General features: G+C 65.8%; 15 protein-coding genes. 11 read left to right on the top strand and 4 right to left on the bottom strand.

The window, feature by feature from the left end:
- Positions 1–7 precede the first annotated feature (7 nt).
- The 3 genes from R2669_RS10925 to R2669_RS10915 are packed head-to-tail and all read right to left on the bottom strand — an operon-like array spanning position 8 to position 1,746.
- Entirely contained in the window at positions 8–448 is a 441-nt protein-coding gene (locus R2669_RS10925; RefSeq protein WP_009239042.1) for a YybH family protein, read from the bottom strand.
- Positions 449–473: 25 nt separating this feature from the next.
- A complete protein-coding gene (waaF, locus tag R2669_RS10920; protein WP_316900077.1) occupies positions 474–1,499 on the bottom strand; it encodes a lipopolysaccharide heptosyltransferase II in 1,026 nt (341 codons plus the stop codon).
- A 49-nt stretch (positions 1,500–1,548) separates the two neighbouring features.
- Entirely contained in the window at positions 1,549–1,746 is a 198-nt protein-coding gene (locus tag R2669_RS10915; protein ID WP_004636130.1) for a zinc-finger domain-containing protein, read from the bottom strand.
- A 327-nt stretch (positions 1,747–2,073) separates the two neighbouring features.
- On the opposite strand from R2669_RS10915, the gene R2669_RS10910 reads away from it, so the two are divergent.
- The 11 genes from R2669_RS10910 (at position 2,074) to R2669_RS10860 (ending at position 13,119) form a co-directional block, all read left to right on the top strand.
- Positions 2,074–2,868, top strand: coding sequence for an AzlC family ABC transporter permease (locus R2669_RS10910; protein ID WP_316888486.1), 795 nt, complete (start codon positions 2,074–2,076; stop codon positions 2,866–2,868).
- Entirely contained in the window at positions 2,865–3,188 is a 324-nt protein-coding gene (locus R2669_RS10905) for an AzlD domain-containing protein (RefSeq protein ID WP_316888485.1), read from the top strand. Before R2669_RS10910 ends, R2669_RS10905 begins: the two co-directional genes overlap by 4 nt.
- Before the next feature lie 2 nt (positions 3,189–3,190).
- Positions 3,191–4,087: an EamA family transporter RarD gene (gene rarD, locus R2669_RS10900; protein WP_316900075.1), complete on the top strand. Its 897-nt coding sequence runs from the start codon at positions 3,191–3,193 to the stop codon at positions 4,085–4,087.
- A 119-nt stretch (positions 4,088–4,206) separates the two neighbouring features.
- A complete protein-coding gene (locus tag R2669_RS10895) occupies positions 4,207–5,418 on the top strand; it encodes a phosphoglycerate kinase (protein ID WP_316900073.1) in 1,212 nt (403 codons plus the stop codon).
- Between the two features lie 48 nt (positions 5,419–5,466).
- Positions 5,467–6,906: a pyruvate kinase gene (pyk, locus tag R2669_RS10890; RefSeq protein ID WP_316888480.1), complete on the top strand. Its 1,440-nt coding sequence runs from the start codon at positions 5,467–5,469 to the stop codon at positions 6,904–6,906.
- A 90-nt stretch (positions 6,907–6,996) separates the two neighbouring features.
- Entirely contained in the window at positions 6,997–8,061 is a 1,065-nt protein-coding gene (fba, locus tag R2669_RS10885; protein WP_004636117.1) for a class II fructose-bisphosphate aldolase, read from the top strand.
- Between the two features lie 70 nt (positions 8,062–8,131).
- A complete protein-coding gene (locus R2669_RS10880; protein WP_316888479.1) occupies positions 8,132–9,109 on the top strand; it encodes a phosphoribosylaminoimidazolesuccinocarboxamide synthase in 978 nt (325 codons plus the stop codon).
- Between the two features lie 15 nt (positions 9,110–9,124).
- On the top strand, positions 9,125–9,634 hold the full coding sequence (gene purE, locus R2669_RS10875; protein ID WP_147214432.1) for a 5-(carboxyamino)imidazole ribonucleotide mutase: 510 nt from the start codon (positions 9,125–9,127) through the stop codon (positions 9,632–9,634).
- Positions 9,635–9,653: 19 nt separating this feature from the next.
- Complete coding sequence (locus R2669_RS10870; protein ID WP_102064588.1) at positions 9,654–10,889, top strand: 5-(carboxyamino)imidazole ribonucleotide synthase; 1,236 nt, start codon at positions 9,654–9,656, stop codon at positions 10,887–10,889.
- 13 nt (positions 10,890–10,902) lie between these two features.
- Entirely contained in the window at positions 10,903–11,910 is a 1,008-nt protein-coding gene (locus tag R2669_RS10865) for an L-threonylcarbamoyladenylate synthase (protein WP_316900071.1), read from the top strand.
- Positions 11,911–12,072: 162 nt separating this feature from the next.
- Positions 12,073–13,119, top strand: coding sequence for an SGNH/GDSL hydrolase family protein (locus R2669_RS10860; protein ID WP_316900069.1), 1,047 nt, complete (start codon positions 12,073–12,075; stop codon positions 13,117–13,119).
- Between the two features lie 67 nt (positions 13,120–13,186).
- On the opposite strand, the gene R2669_RS10855 is transcribed toward R2669_RS10860, so the two are convergent.
- Positions 13,187–14,359, bottom strand: a complete 1,173-nt coding sequence (locus R2669_RS10855) for a tetratricopeptide repeat protein (RefSeq protein ID WP_316900067.1) — start codon at positions 14,357–14,359, stop codon at positions 13,187–13,189.
- Between the last annotated feature and the right edge of the window lie 55 nt (positions 14,360–14,414).

The raw sequence follows: 14,414 nt of genomic DNA, 5'->3' as shown, positions 1-14,414 counted from the left end.
CGGCAGCTTAGTGCAAAGAGTGCGTGACGCTGGCGATGGACGCCGCCACGCGTTCTTCGGCGGCCTGGCTGGAATGCACGTGGGCGATGCGCCAGCCTTCGTGGTTCTGCATCAGCACGTAAGTCGTATGCACGTACAGATCGGCCTCGGTGGCGGTGGCCGAGAAGCGCAGCGCTTCGGTGGCTTCGAAGATCGACACGCCCAGGGACGAATGCACCTGCTGCGAGAGGCATTCGATCCAGACCGGGTTCTTCTCGACCAGCGCATCGAGGCAGCCGCGCAGCTGCTCGTGGCCGTGCAGGCGCTGGCCGTCGGGCAGGATGAAGCTCACCGAATCCTCGTCGAGCCACAGCTTGAGCGCGCCATCGGCATCGCGGCGCTTGAGCGCATCGCGATAGGCTTCGAGGATGTCCTCGGCGGCTTCGAACAGGCGGGCAAATCGTGGCATGGCGATGAAAGTTGAGGAGAGCGTGTTACTGCGGCTGCAGCAGCCGGCGCAATTCATGAAACACCATCTCGGGGCCGATGTCGCGCAGGCAGCGCAAGTGGCCCAGCGGGCATTCGCGTGCAAAGCACGGGCTGCACTCCAGATGGAGCCACATGATACTCGCAGCGGGCGACAGCGGCGGCGTGTGGCGGGGGTCGCTGGAGCCGAATACGGCCACCTGCGGGCGTCCCAGGGCAGCCGTCACGTGCATCAGGCCGGAGTCGTTGCAGATGGCGGCTTCGGCGCGGGCAAGCAGTTCGATCGCCTCGTCGAGCGAGGTCTCGCCGCACAGGTTGCGCACGAACGGCGCGCGCTCGACGATGGCGTTGGCCATGTCGCGGTCCTTGCCCGAACCGAGCGCGACGATCTGCGCGTACGGGAAGGAACGGCGGAGCATCTGCGCCAGCTCTGCGAAATGCTCGGCCGGCCAGCGCTTGGCCGGGCCGTATTCCGCGCCGGGGCAGAAGGCAATCAGCCGCGCGTTGCCCGGAATGCCGAACTTGGCGGACGTGGTGGCCACGCGCTGCACATCAACGTCCAGCTTCGGATCGGGCAGCGTGTCGGGCAGCTTGGCGTGCGGCTTGAAAGCCAGCGCCGCGTAGTGCTGCACCATGGGCGGACGCGCGTCTTTGGGCGGATTCGGGTACCGCACGTTCAGCACGCCCAGGCGCGACTCGCCCTTGTAGCCGATGCGCAGCGGAATGCCGGCCAGCCACGGGATCAGCGCGCTCTTGAACGAATTGGGCAGCACGTACGCTGCATCGAAGGTCTCGCCCTTGAGCTGCTGGGCGAACATCGTGCGGCTGCCGAGCTGCAGCTTGCCGTGGGCGAGTTCGGTGGGCAGCACGCGGGCGATTTCCGGCATGCGCGCGAGCACGGGCGCCACCCATTTCGGGGCGATCGCGTGGATCTGCGCGCGCGGATGCCGCGCCTTGAGTTGCGCGAACAGCGGCTGCGCCATCAGCGCATCACCGATCCAGTTGGGGGCGACGACGAGAATCTTGCGCATCATCGAATCGCCAGGCGGGTGCGGCGACCGGTGTACTCCAGGTGAATCGGGCTCAATGGTGGCCCTTCAGTTCAACGCCGGGGGCCAGCTTGTAGACGGTGCCGCAGTACGGGCACTTGGCTTCGCCGGTGTCGGCGATGTCGAGGAACACGCGCGGGTGGTAGTTCCAGGCTGGCGTTTTGGCGGTCGGGCAGTGCAGCGGCAGGTCGTCTGCGCCGATTTCGATCGTGGGTGCGGTTTGCGTGGTCATGGTGAGTGAGGAATGCCGGCGCGGTCTGAGCAGGTCAGCCACGCCGTGATATGGGCCGCAGGTTCAAGAACCGACAAAGGCGAAATTGTAAGGGGTGGGCGCAGGCGCGCCAACGCCGATTGTTGCAGTGCGTGGCGCCCGGCATGAATCGTTCGATCGGTGGGACGCGCGCGCTTTGCCGTTAAGCGGATGCTTAACATCAAAAGTATAATCGTGTGTTTCCTACGAGCCACCCATGTCGCCCCCGACGTTCCTGCGCGCCCGCGCTGCCGGCTGCCCCTGCCCGCCGCCTCAAAAAGAGTCTTATTCCCCACTTTTGGGGGCGCCATGCCGTTAGTCCGCTGGGCGGCGGCATTGCAGCGCCGCTGGGAGGCGATCGATCCAGCAGAACGCGCGGGCTTCTTTGCCGGCGTGCGTGCCTATATGCCGTCGATGCCTCCGGTGCTGGCCTGGGGGCTCGTGACCGGCGTGGCGATGAGCAAATCGGTGCTGACAATCCCGCAGGCCATCGGCATGACGATCTTCGTGTATGCCGGGTCGTCGCAGCTGGCGGTGCTGCCGCTGTTGGCGGCGGGGTTGCCGATCTGGACGGCGCTGCTGACGGCCTTCATCGTGAACGTGCGCTTCATCATCTTCAGCGCCGGGCTGATGCAGCATTTCGGGCATCTGCCGTTCATGCGGCGCGTGGTTCTGGGTGTGTTCAACGGCGATCTGCCGTTCGTGCTGTTCACTCAGCAGTACCCCTCGGCCGCGCCGCAGGCGGGTAAGGAGGGCTATTACTGGGGCATGGTCCTGCTGAGCTTCGTGGGCTGGCAGGTGTCGTCCATCCTGGGCATCGTCGCGGCGAGCCTGTTTCCTGATGCGTGGGGCCTGGCGCTGGCCGGGACGCTTGCGCTCATTCCTGTCATGGTGTCGACCATTCGTAGCCGTGCCACGCTCATGGCGGTGGCTGTGGCGGCGGTGCTGGCGTTGGTTGCCTTCAAGCTGCCGTATCGATTGAGCCTCGTCATTGCCGTGACCGGCGCGATGGCCGCCGGCCTGGCTGCAGACGAAGCGGCTGCGCGCCTGCAATGGCAACGGCGCCACGCTGCCCGCGCCGCGGTCGAAGAGGACGAAGCATGAGCGCAGTCGAAATCTGGCTCGTCATTGCGGGGATGACCGTGGTGACGATCGTCACGCGCTCACTGTTCCTGATCGTGGGCAACCGCCTGACTCTGCCCACGCGCGTGCAGCACGCGCTGCGCTTTGCGCCGGCTGCCGCGCTCGTCGCCATCGTTCTGCCCGATCTGCTCTGGAATCACGGGCACTTCGACGCGAGCTGGACCAACCCGCGCCTGATGGCCGGCATTGCCGCCACCGCGTTCTACGTCGCCACGCGGCGCATGCTCGGCATGATCTTCGTCGGCATGGGCGTCTTTACCGTGCTGCGCCTCTGGGGATGAACATGTCGGCTTCCAATCGCAACGGCGTGATCTTCGCGTTTCTGGCCTACACGATGTGGGGCCTGTTTCCGCTGTACTTCAAGCTGCTCAAGGCGGTGTCGCCGGTCGAGATTCTTTCGCACCGGGTGATCTGGTCATTGGCGGTGATGGTGGTGATCCTGCTCGTGAAGCGGCATTGGGCGTGGCTGTGGGCGTTGCGGACGCAACCGCGCGTGGTGGGGCGCTACGCAGCCAGCACCAGCCTGTTGGCCGCCAACTGGCTGACTTACATCTGGGCCGTCAACCACGACCATGTGCTGGAAGCCAGCCTGGGCTATTTCATCAACCCGCTCGTGGTGGTGATGCTGGCCGCGCTGGTGCTGGGCGAGCGGCTGCGGCCGGTGCAGTGGGTTTCAGTGGCGCTGGCCGCCGCGGGCGTGGCGTGGCTGACGTGGCAGGCGGGCACGCTGCCGTGGATCGCCCTGGCGCTGGCGTCTTCGTTCGGGTTCTACGGTCTGCTGCGCAAGACTTCGCCGCTGGGCGCGCTGGAAGGGCTGACGCTGGAAACGCTGCTGCTGTTTCCGCTGGCGCTGGCCTACCTCGGCTGGCTGGCTTCGCAGCATCAGAACGCCTTCCTGGCCGCATCGCCGGGCACGCAGCTGCTCCTGGCGCTGGCCGGCCCGCTGACGGCGCTGCCGCTGCTGCTGTTTGGCGCCGGGGCGCGGCGTATTCCGCTGTCGCTACTGGGTTTGCTGCAATACGTCAGCCCGACGCTGCAGCTGCTGCTGGGCGTCTGGCTTTACAACGAGCCGTTTGCGGGCCCCAAGGTGGCCGGCTATGTGCTGATCTGGGCAGGTCTGGCCGTGTATTCGGCCGAAAGCTGGATGCAACTGCGCCGCCGCACGCTGCTGCCGGCGTAGTCCCCGCCAATCGACCTCGGCAAGACGGTCGAGCCCGGGGGACTCCGCCGAGAAACGCACGTTTTGACCAGGCGCATCGGGTAAAATCGCTGTTTTCCGCGATTTCTTCCGAAGCTGCCATGCCTCACGTCCTGCGTCTGTCCGATCTCATCTCCGAAGGAAAGCTTGCCGGTAAGCGCGTGTTCATCCGCGCCGACCTCAACGTGCCGCAAGACGATGCCGGCAACATCACCGAAGACACGCGCATCCGCGCATCCGTCCCGGCCGTCAAGGCTGCCCTGGACGCCGGTGCCGCCGTCATGGTGACCTCGCACCTGGGCCGTCCGACCGAGGGCGAATTCAAGCCGGAAGATTCGCTGGCACCGGTTGCCAAGCGCCTGTCCGAACTGCTCGGCCGTGACGTGAAGCTCGTCCAGAACTGGGTGGATGGCGTGGATGTCGCGCCCGGCCAGGTCGTGCTGCTGGAAAACTGCCGCGTGAACAAGGGCGAGAAGAAGAACAGCGACGAGTTGGCCCAGAAGATGGCCAAGCTCTGCGACGTGTACGTCAACGACGCCTTCGGCACCGCCCACCGCGCGGAAGCCACCACGCACGGCATCGCCAAGTTTGCTCCCGTCGCTTGCGCGGGCCCGCTGCTGGCTGCCGAGCTGGATGCGCTGGGCAAGGCGCTGGGCCAGCCGGCCCGTCCTCTGGTGGCCATCGTGGCCGGCTCGAAGGTGTCGACCAAGCTGACCATCCTGAAATCGCTGGCCGACAAGGTCGACAACCTGATCGTGGGCGGCGGTATTGCCAACACGTTCATGCTGGCTGCCGGCCTGAAGATCGGCAAATCGCTGGCGGAAGCCGACCTCGTGGGAGATGCCAAGGCCATCATCGAGATGCTGGCGGCACGCGGCGCGTCGGTGCCCATCCCTGTCGACGTGGTGTGCGCCAAGGAATTCAGCGCCACCGCGGTCGCTACCGTCAAGGACGTCGCCGATGTGGCCGACGACGACATGATTCTCGACATCGGTCCGAAGACGGCCGCGCAACTGGCCGAGCAACTGAAAACTGCCGGCACCATCGTCTGGAACGGCCCGGTCGGCGTATTCGAGTTCGACCAGTTCGGCAATGGCACGAAGGTGCTGGCCGAGGCGATTGCTGCCTCGTCGGGTTTCTCGATTGCCGGCGGCGGCGACACGCTGGCTGCCATCGCCAAGTACAACATTGCCGACAAGGTGGGCTACATCTCCACCGGCGGCGGTGCGTTCCTCGAATTCCTGGAAGGCAAGACGCTGCCGGCCGTCGAAATCCTGGAGCAACGCGCGCAGAACCCGGCCGCTGTCGCCTGACGCAAACGCCGCGAACATCCCCACCACAACAACGAGACACCGCCGCCCATGACCCGCGCTACCAAGATCGTCGCAACGCTCGGCCCCGCGTCCAGCACGCAGGAAGTCCTGACCCGCATGATCGCCGCGGGGGTCGACGTGGTGCGGTTGAACTTCTCGCACGGGGCGGCGCAGGATCACATCGATCGCGCGCAGCTGGTGCGCGAAGTGGCGCGCTCCGTGGGCCGCGAGGTGGCCATCATGGCCGACCTGCAGGGTCCGAAGATCCGCGTCGGCAAGTTCGAGAACGGCAAGATTACGCTCGAGCCGGGCGATCGCTTTACGCTCGACGCCCGCTGCGAACTGGGCAACCAGGAGCGCGTCGGCCTGGACTACAAGGAACTGCCGCGCGATGTGGGTCCCGGCGATCTGCTGCTGCTCAACGACGGCCTGATCGTGCTGCAGGTGGAGCGCGTGGTGGGTGAGGAGATCGAGACCATCGTCAAGATCGGCGGCGACCTGTCCAACAACAAGGGCATCAACCGCCAGGGCGGCGGGCTGTCGGCGCCGGCGCTGACAGCCAAGGACATGGACGACATCAAGACCGCGATGGCGCTGGGCGCCGATTACGTCGCGGTGAGCTTCCCGAAGAACGCGACCGACATGGAAATGGCGCGCCAACTGGCCGCCGTGGCCGGCGCGCCGCATAACCACAAGACCCGCATGATCGCCAAGATCGAGCGTGCCGAGGCCATTCGCCCAGGCGTGCTCGAAGAGATCCTGGCCGCCTCAGACGGCATCATGGTCGCGCGTGGCGACCTCGCGGTGGAAGTCGGCAATGCGGCCGTGCCGGCGCTGCAGAAGCGCATGATCAAGCTGGCTCGCGAAAACAATAAGCTCGCCATCACCGCCACGCAGATGATGGAATCGATGATCGTCAACCCCGTGCCGACGCGCGCCGAGGTGTCGGACGTCGCCAACGCTGTGCTCGACGGCACCGACGCGGTGATGCTGTCGGCGGAAACGGCCGCCGGCCGCTACCCGGTCGAGACCATCGAAGCCATGGCTGCCATCTGCGTGGAAGCCGAAAAGTCGCAATCCGTACATCTGGATGCAGACTTCCTTGACCAGACTTTCAGCCGCATCGACCAGTCGATCGCCATGGGCGCGCTGTTCACGGCGCACCACCTGCAGGTCAAGGCGATTGCCGCGCTCACCGATTCGGGCGCCACGGCGCTCTGGATGAGCCGCCACGGCATCAACATTCCCATTTATGCGATGACGCCGAACGTGGCCTCGCAGCGCAAGATGGCCCTGTACCGCAACGTGCAGTCGCTGCCGCTGGCCAACAGCACTGATCGCGACGAAGCGCTGCACCAGGCCGAAGAACTGCTGGTCGCGCGCGGCGTCGTGCAGCGCGGCGACTTCATCGTCCTGACCGTCGGCGAGCCGATGGGCCAGGCCGGTGGCACCAATACGCTCAAGATTGTTCGCGTCGGCATGCACTGACGCCCACGACGGAACGCCGTTTGCTACGTCGTCTAGATCGACCAGACGCGTTCCTGAGACTGAATACAGATCGATCCATAGGAGAAAACCATGCCACTCGTCTCGATGCGCCAATTGCTGGACCACGCCGCTGAAAACGGCTACGGTCTACCGGCATTCAACGTGAACAACCTGGAGCAAGTCCAGGCCGTGATGGAAGCTGCCAAGGAAGCCGGCGCACCCGTCATCCTGCAAGCCAGCGCAGGCGCCCGCAAATACGCCGGCGAATCGTTCATCAAGCACCTGATCCAGGCCGCTGTCGAGGCTTATCCGGAGATCCCGCTGGTCATGCATCAGGATCACGGCCAAAGCCCGGCCATCTGCCAGGGCGCCATCGACCTGGGCTTCGGCTCGGTCATGATGGACGGCTCGCTGCGCGAAGACGGCAAGACGCCGGCCGATTTCGATTACAACGTCGACGTCACCCGCCGCGTGGTCGAGATGGCCCACAAGGTTGGCGTGACCGTTGAAGGCGAACTCGGCTGCCTGGGCTCGCTGGAAACCGGCATGGCTGGCGAGGAAGACGGCCACGGCGCGGAAGGCAAGCTCGACCACTCGTCCCTGCTGACCGACCCGGAAGAGGCTGCCCAGTTCGTCAAGGCGACGCAACTGGACGCGCTGGCGATCGCCATCGGCACAAGCCACGGCGCCTACAAGTTCACGCGCAAGCCGACCGGCGACATCCTGGCGATCAGCCGCGTGAAGGAAATCCACGCCCGCATCCCGAACACCCACCTGGTGATGCACGGTTCGTCGAGCGTGCCGCAAGAGCTGCTGGCCATCATCAACCAGTACGGCGGCAAGATGAAGGAAACCTACGGCGTGCCCGTCGAGGAAATCCAGGAAGCCATCAAGTACGGCGTGCGCAAGATCAACATCGACACCGACATCCGCCTGGCCATGACGGGCGCGGTGCGCAAGTTCCTGGCCGAAAACCCGGACAAGTTCGACGCCCGCGAATGGCTCAAGCCGGCGCGCGAAGCCGCCAAGCAAATCTGCAAGGCGCGCTATATCCAGTTCGGCTGCGAAGGTCAGGCTGGCAAGATCAAGCCGATCGGCCTGTCGGTGATGGCGCAGAAGTACCAAAGCGGCGATCTGGCGCAAGTGGTGCAATAAGCATTTTGCGTCACATTTAGCAAACGGCTGGCACTGCGCCAGCCGTTTTGCATTGCATGGGCCACGTATAATGCTGGCCTTCCACGTTTTCTTATCTCCTCCGGGTTCTGCCGTGTCCGCCGCATCCAACAACCCCGCTGCATCCTCCGCCCTTTACGAATCGTCGATCACCAGCCTGCCGTTGCTCGGCCGTGGCAAGGTGCGCGAGAACTACGCTGTCGGTGACGACAAGCTGCTGATGGTCACGACCGACCGTCTTTCGGCGTTTGACGTGATTCTCAGCCAGCCGATTCCGGACAAGGGACGTGTGCTGGCGCAGATGTCGGATTTCTGGTTCAACAAGCTGCGCCACATTGTGCCGACGCACGAGACCGGCATCGCCCCGGAGACCGTGGTGGCCCCGAATGAAGTCGACCAGGTGCGCGGCCGCGCGATCGTGGTCAAGCGGCTGAAGCCGATCCTGGTGGAAGCCGTGGTGCGCGGCTACCTGGCCGGCAGCGGCTGGAAGGATTACCAAGCGACCGGCGCTGTCTGCGGCGTGCATCTGGCCCCTGGCCTGCAGAACGCGCAGAAGCTTCCCGAGCCGATCTTCACCCCCGCCGCCAAGGCCGAGATGGGCGAGCACGACGAGAACATCTCGTTCGACGAAGTCGAGCGCCGCATCGGCCCGGACCTCGCCGCGCAGATCCGCGACGTGAGCATCCGCCTGTACAAGGAAGCCTCCGACTTTGCCGCCACGCGCGGCATCATCATCGCCGACACCAAGTTCGAGTTTGGCCTGGATGAAAACGGCACGCTCACGCTGATGGACGAGGCGCTGACCGCTGACTCGTCGCGCTTCTGGCCGGCCGATTCGTACCAGGTCGGCACGAACCCGCCGTCGTTCGACAAGCAGTTCGTGCGCGACTGGCTCGAAGCCGTGCGCATTGACGGCAAGCCGTGGCCGAAGACCGCGCCGGCGCCGCAGCTGCCTGCCGACGTGATCGAAAAAACCGCTGACAAATACCGCGAAGCGCTGACCCGCCTGACCGGTGAATCCCTGCGTTAAACCGGAGCGATGACAATGACCGCACAGCAATCCGCTCCGCTCGTTGGCGTGGTGATGGGCTCCAGCTCCGACTGGGAAGTGATGCGCCACGCTGTCGACATGCTCACGCAGTTCGGCATTCCGTTCGAGGCGCAGGTCGTCTCGGCGCACCGCATGCCGGACGACATGTTCCGTTACGCCGAAGCCGCACGCGGCCGCGGTTTGCGCGCCATCATCGCCGGCGCGGGCGGGGCAGCGCACCTGCCGGGCATGATCGCCGCAAAGACGATCGTGCCGGTGTTCGGCGTGCCGGTGCCGTCCAAGTACCTGCGCGGCGAAGACTCGCTGCTTTCCATCGTGCAGATGCCCAAGGGCATTCCGGTGTCGACATTCGCGATTGGCGAAGCCGGTGCGGCCAACGCAGCGCTGGCTGCCATCGCGACCATCGCCACCACCGACGCGGCCCTGGCCGACAAGCTCGAAGCGTTCCGCGCCCAGCAGACGGAAGTCGCACGCGGCATGACGCTCCCTGTGCACGGCGCCTAAGCAACCTACGACCCGATTCATGGCCGACGACCTGAACCCGCGCCTGGCGCAAGCCCACACCGCGGAATCCCGCGCGCTGAACGTTCCCAACGCGATCCTGCCCGATGCCTGGCTTGGCATGCTCGGCGGCGGCCAGCTCGGCCGCATGTTCACGCACGCCGCGCAGGCCATGGGCTACAAGGTCTGCGTGCTCGACCCGGACCCGAACAGCCCCGCCGGCACCATCGCCGAGCGCCATCTGTGCGCGGGCTATACCGACGAAGCCGCACTGGCCGAGATGGCTGCGCTGTGTCCGGCCGTCACCACCGAATTCGAGAATGTGCCGGCCATGGCGCTCGACCGCCTGGAGCAACTCGGCGCGTTTGTGGCGCCGCGCGCCAACTGCGTATCGATCGCGCAGAACCGCATCGCCGAGAAGAAATTCTTCGCGTTGTGCGCCGCACGCACCGGCATCCATCCCGCACCGAGCTGGGTGATCGAGCACGAAGCCGACATCGAACAACTGCCGGCCGACCTGCTGCCCGGCATCCTGAAGATTGCCCGCATGGGCTACGACGGAAAGGGCCAGGCGCGTGTCTCGACGGTTGACGAGTTGCGCGCAGCCTGGGCCGCCATGCAGCACGTGCCGTGCGTGCTGGAGAAGATGTTGCCGCTGGCGTACGAGGTGTCCGTGCTCGCCGCGCGCGGCGCCGATGGCAGCACGGCCACGTGGCCCCTGGCAGAGAACGCGCACCGTGACGGCATCCTCTTTTCGACGATCATGCCGTCGCGCAGCGTGTCGGACGACATTGCCACGCGCACCCGCGCCGCCGCCGCGATGATCGCCGAAGAAATGGGCTACGTCGGCGTGCTGTGCATCGAGTTCTTCGTGCTGCAGGACGGCTCGCTCGTCGCCAACGAAATGGCGCCGCGCCCGCACAACTCCGGCCACATCACCATGGATGTGTGCGAGACCAGCCAGTTCGAGCAGCAGGTGCGCGCCATGGCCCGCCTGCCGCTGGGCAGCACGCGCCAGCACTCCCCGGGGCGCATGCTGAATGTGCTGGGCGACGTCTGGTTCGAATACGGCCTGGAACGTACGCCCGCGTGGCACGAAGTGATGGGCCACAGCGGTGCGAAGGTCCACCTGTATGGCAAGGCCGATGCACGCCCGGGCCGCAAGATGGGCCACGTGAACTGCGTCGGCACCTCGCCGGAAGTGGTGGACGAGGCGTTCCGCCATGCCGCGCACGTGCTCGGTTTGCAGCCCGACTGAAGACGAGTCGCCCATGCCGCATCGGACCAAAACGCCCTACACCATGCCTTCCGCTCAACGCCTTGATGAGGCCGCGCGCAGGCTGGAGGCCGGCGAACTGGTCGCCTTCCCGACCGAGACCGTGTACGGCCTCGGCGCAGACGCCGAAAGCCCGCAGGCCATCGCCAAGATCTATGCGGCCAAGGGGCGCCCGTCCAATCACCCCGTCATCGTGCACGTGGTGGATGGTGCCGATATTTCGTACTGGACCGACGATGTGCCCGGCATCGCGTTGCAGCTCATCGAAGCCTTCTGGCCGGGGCCGCTGACGCTGATCCTGAAGCGTGCGCCGCACATCCCGGCCGCCGTGGCAGGCGGGCAGGACAGCATCGGGCTGCGCTGCCCCTCGCACCCGGTGGCGCAGGCGTTGCTCTCGCGCTTCAAGCGGGGGCGCGGCGGCATTGCGGCGCCGTCGGCCAACAAGTTCGGCCAGGTCAGCCCGACCACCGCGCAGCATGTGCGCGATGAATTCGGCGATGCCGTCTTCGTGCTCGAAGGTGACGGCGTGGACGTTGGCATCGAATCGACCATCATCGATCTGTCTCGGCTGGATCAGGGCATCGGCCCCGTGCTGCTGCGCCCGGGCGCCATCACGCCCGAAGACATCGAGCGTGTGACAGGCGAATTGCCTGCGCTTCCTGATGCCGCTGCACCACGTGCTTCCGGCACGTTGAAGGCGCACTACGCGCCGCGCACGCCGTTGTATCTGCTGTCGGCCGCCGAGGTGCCTGCGCGCCTCGCTGCACTGCCCGCGGACAAGCGCGTCGTGTGGCTCGGTGCCCCCGTGGCACTGCGCGACGGTTGCGACCAACGCGTCGCTCCGGCCACGCCCGCCGCCTATGCCAATGCGCTCTACGCGCTCTTGCGCGAACTCGATCGCGGCGGTTACGACGCCATCTGGGTGGAAACCCTAGCCGACACGCCCGCCTGGGCTGCGGTCAACGATCGCCTGCGTCGCGCGGCCGCCGCGTTCACCGCGTAGTTCGAGTCGGACCTCTAATTCTTACGGGCCGCGCGTTCGCCGTGCGCCCGGCAACCTCGCTACACTTGGGCGTTGTGTCGTTCCGCGTGCTTCAAACGCGCACGGCGAGGTTACGCACCGCGGCACCACAAACCATAAAAATTCCACACGGAGACAGACATCATGAAGTTGCGTCAATGGATGGGCGTCGTCGCATCGGCGACCCTGGCCTTGAGCCTGGCCGCTTGCGGCGGTGGTGAAAGCGATCAGAGCGGCAACCCCAACGTCGCCAAGGTGCAGCGCATGGTGGTGTTCGGTGACAGCCTGAGCGACGCTGGTACCTACACCCCGGCAGCGGCTGCCGTGGGCGGCGGCAAGTTCACCACCAACCCCGGCCCGGTCTGGGCGGAAACGGTGGCGGCGCAACTCGGTGTGGCGCTCACACCGGCCGTGATGGGTTATGCCAACTCGGTGCAGAGCTGCCCGAAACCCGGTTGCTTCGACTACGCGCAAGGCGGTTCGCGCGTGACCGACCCGAACGGTATCGGTCACAACGGTGGCGCCGGGGCGCTCACGTACCCGGTCAAGCAGCAGCTCGCCAACTTCTACGCGGCCAGCAACAACACGTTCAATGGCAACAACGATGTGGTGTTCGTCTTTGGCGGCAACAACGACATCTTCTACTGGGCTGCCGCCGTGGCGACACCCAATTCGGGAGTGACGCCCGCCATCGCCACCGCACAGGTGCAGCAGGCCGCGACTGAACTGGTCGGTTACGTCAAGGACATGATCAGCAAGAACGCGACGCAGCTCTACGTGTTCAACCTGCCCGACAGCAGCCTGACGCCGCAGGGCGTGGCGGGCGGCGCGACCGGCCAGGCATTGCTGCATGCGCTGGTGGGCGCGTTCAACGCCACACTGCAAGCTGGCTTGGCAGGTACCAGCGCGCGCGTGATCGACTTCAACTCGCAGTTGACTGCCGTGATCCAGAATGGCGCGACGTTCGGGTTCAGCAATACCAGCGTGCCGGCGTGTGATGCCACCAAGATCAACGCGCTCGTGCCGGGCGCGGGCGGCAGCTCGCTGTTCTGCTCGGCCAACACGTTGGTGGCCACGGGCGCCGATACCTCCTACCTGTTTGCCGACGGCGTGCATCCCACCACGGGCGGCCATCGCCTGATTGCAAGCAATGTGCTGCAGCGCCTGCTTGCAGACAATCTGGTGCATTAACGCTGCGCATCGCGCTTGGCAAAACGCCCGCTTTACGCGGGCGTTTTTGTTTGCAGCGATGGTCGCGTTACTTTGCATCGGCCGTCGGCAAAGTCACCGCCAGGCGGGCTAGCGTGGCCTTGAGCACATCGTTTTGCGGCGAGATGGCGAGCCCCTGCTTGAAGCAATCCTGCGCTTCGTCTGCACGACCCAGCTTCCACAGCACTTCGCCCTTGTGCGCGAGGCCTTCAGCGCGTGCTTCGCGTACCGCCTCATCGCTCGCTTCGTAGTCGGCGCCCGGTTGTGCGAAGACGGCGATGGAGCGGTCGAACCACGTCAGCGCTTCGTCGTTGCGGCCGAGCCGGTAGAGCGCCCAGCCTTTGCTGTCGAGGGCGAATGGGTCGTTCGGGTGCTTGGCCAGATAGGCCTCGATCATCGACAGGCCGCGTTCCACGCGCACGCCAGCATCGACGAGTTCATAGCCGTAGCTGTTGAGGCGATCTTCCGGCACCGGTTGCAGATCGAGGGCGAGGTCGATGCGCGCGTCGTCGCGTTCGGCAATCGCCAGCGACATCAGCTTGCGCGCGATGCGGCTCTGTAAGTCTTCGCTGAGTGTGGCCGCGTTGGCGGAGAGCGTGCCGAGGTACTGCGTGTAGAGATCGGGTGCGCCGGGCGTGTTGCCGCTGTCGGCGATCGCGCGGGCTTCGCCTGCACACCATGCGTCGTCGGCCCGCGTGAAGGTCACGGTGTTTTCAAGCTGCACGGTGCGCGACTCGCGTGATTGCACGTAGGCGGTATACCCGCCGGCGTTGGAGCGCCCGCAGAACAGGTATTCGCCCACCACATCGACCAAATAGGGGTGGCCCTCGATCGGCGTGCCGCCGAGGGAATCGACCAAGCGGAACGATTCGCCAAGCTCACCATGGCCGACCACCGGATTGAGCACCCAGCGAGCCGCTGCATAACGCTTCGGCAGCCGGACCTTGGCGGTGCGCCCGGCGCTGTCAGTGGTGCCGAAGATCACGCTGTTGGTTTCGCCCTCGCGCGGCGGCTTCCCGGCGATGGTGTGGTCGGGCAGGAACAGGCGGTAGCGCGCGTTGGGCATCGGGCGCCCGGTCGCCGGGTCGACGAGCACGAACTGGTGGACCTGCGCGCCGCGCCCGAGCGTGGCATTCGGGGCGACCCAATCGCGCGCAGTGGCTGGGAAGGCGGCGCAAAAAAATGCCGCGCCAAGCAGCGCGGCCGATAGACGGGAAAGCATGTTGTTGGGTGGGGGCTGGCGGAAAAACCGGATGGCCCCATCATAGCCAAGCTGC

It is taken from the genome of Ralstonia edaphi, assembly GCF_958350185.1.
GTDB lineage: Bacteria > Pseudomonadota > Gammaproteobacteria > Burkholderiales > Burkholderiaceae > Ralstonia > Ralstonia edaphi.
This window is presented reverse-complemented; position numbering and strand designations above follow the sequence as displayed.

Bases quoted from the DNA above. Each gene is read 5' to 3' on its own strand.
- R2669_RS10925 (WP_009239042.1), bottom strand. From the start codon at position 448: ATGCCACGATTTGCCCGCCTGTTCGAAGCCGCCGAGGACATCCTCGAA.
- waaF (WP_316900077.1), bottom strand. From the start codon at position 1,499: ATGATGCGCAAGATTCTCGTCGTCGCCCCCAACTGGATCGGTGATGCG.
- R2669_RS10915 (WP_004636130.1), bottom strand. From the start codon at position 1,746: ATGACCACGCAAACCGCACCCACGATCGAAATCGGCGCAGACGACCTG.
- R2669_RS10910 (WP_316888486.1), top strand. From the start codon at position 2,074: ATGCCGTTAGTCCGCTGGGCGGCGGCATTGCAGCGCCGCTGGGAGGCG.
- R2669_RS10905 (WP_316888485.1), top strand. From the start codon at position 2,865: ATGAGCGCAGTCGAAATCTGGCTCGTCATTGCGGGGATGACCGTGGTG.
- rarD (WP_316900075.1), top strand. From the start codon at position 3,191: ATGTCGGCTTCCAATCGCAACGGCGTGATCTTCGCGTTTCTGGCCTAC.
- R2669_RS10895 (WP_316900073.1), top strand. From the start codon at position 4,207: ATGCCTCACGTCCTGCGTCTGTCCGATCTCATCTCCGAAGGAAAGCTT.
- pyk (WP_316888480.1), top strand. From the start codon at position 5,467: ATGACCCGCGCTACCAAGATCGTCGCAACGCTCGGCCCCGCGTCCAGC.
- fba (WP_004636117.1), top strand. From the start codon at position 6,997: ATGCCACTCGTCTCGATGCGCCAATTGCTGGACCACGCCGCTGAAAAC.
- R2669_RS10880 (WP_316888479.1), top strand. From the start codon at position 8,132: ATGCTGGCCTTCCACGTTTTCTTATCTCCTCCGGGTTCTGCCGTGTCC.
- purE (WP_147214432.1), top strand. From the start codon at position 9,125: ATGACCGCACAGCAATCCGCTCCGCTCGTTGGCGTGGTGATGGGCTCC.
- R2669_RS10870 (WP_102064588.1), top strand. From the start codon at position 9,654: ATGGCCGACGACCTGAACCCGCGCCTGGCGCAAGCCCACACCGCGGAA.
- R2669_RS10865 (WP_316900071.1), top strand. From the start codon at position 10,903: ATGCCGCATCGGACCAAAACGCCCTACACCATGCCTTCCGCTCAACGC.
- R2669_RS10860 (WP_316900069.1), top strand. From the start codon at position 12,073: ATGAAGTTGCGTCAATGGATGGGCGTCGTCGCATCGGCGACCCTGGCC.
- R2669_RS10855 (WP_316900067.1), bottom strand. From the start codon at position 14,359: ATGCTTTCCCGTCTATCGGCCGCGCTGCTTGGCGCGGCATTTTTTTGC.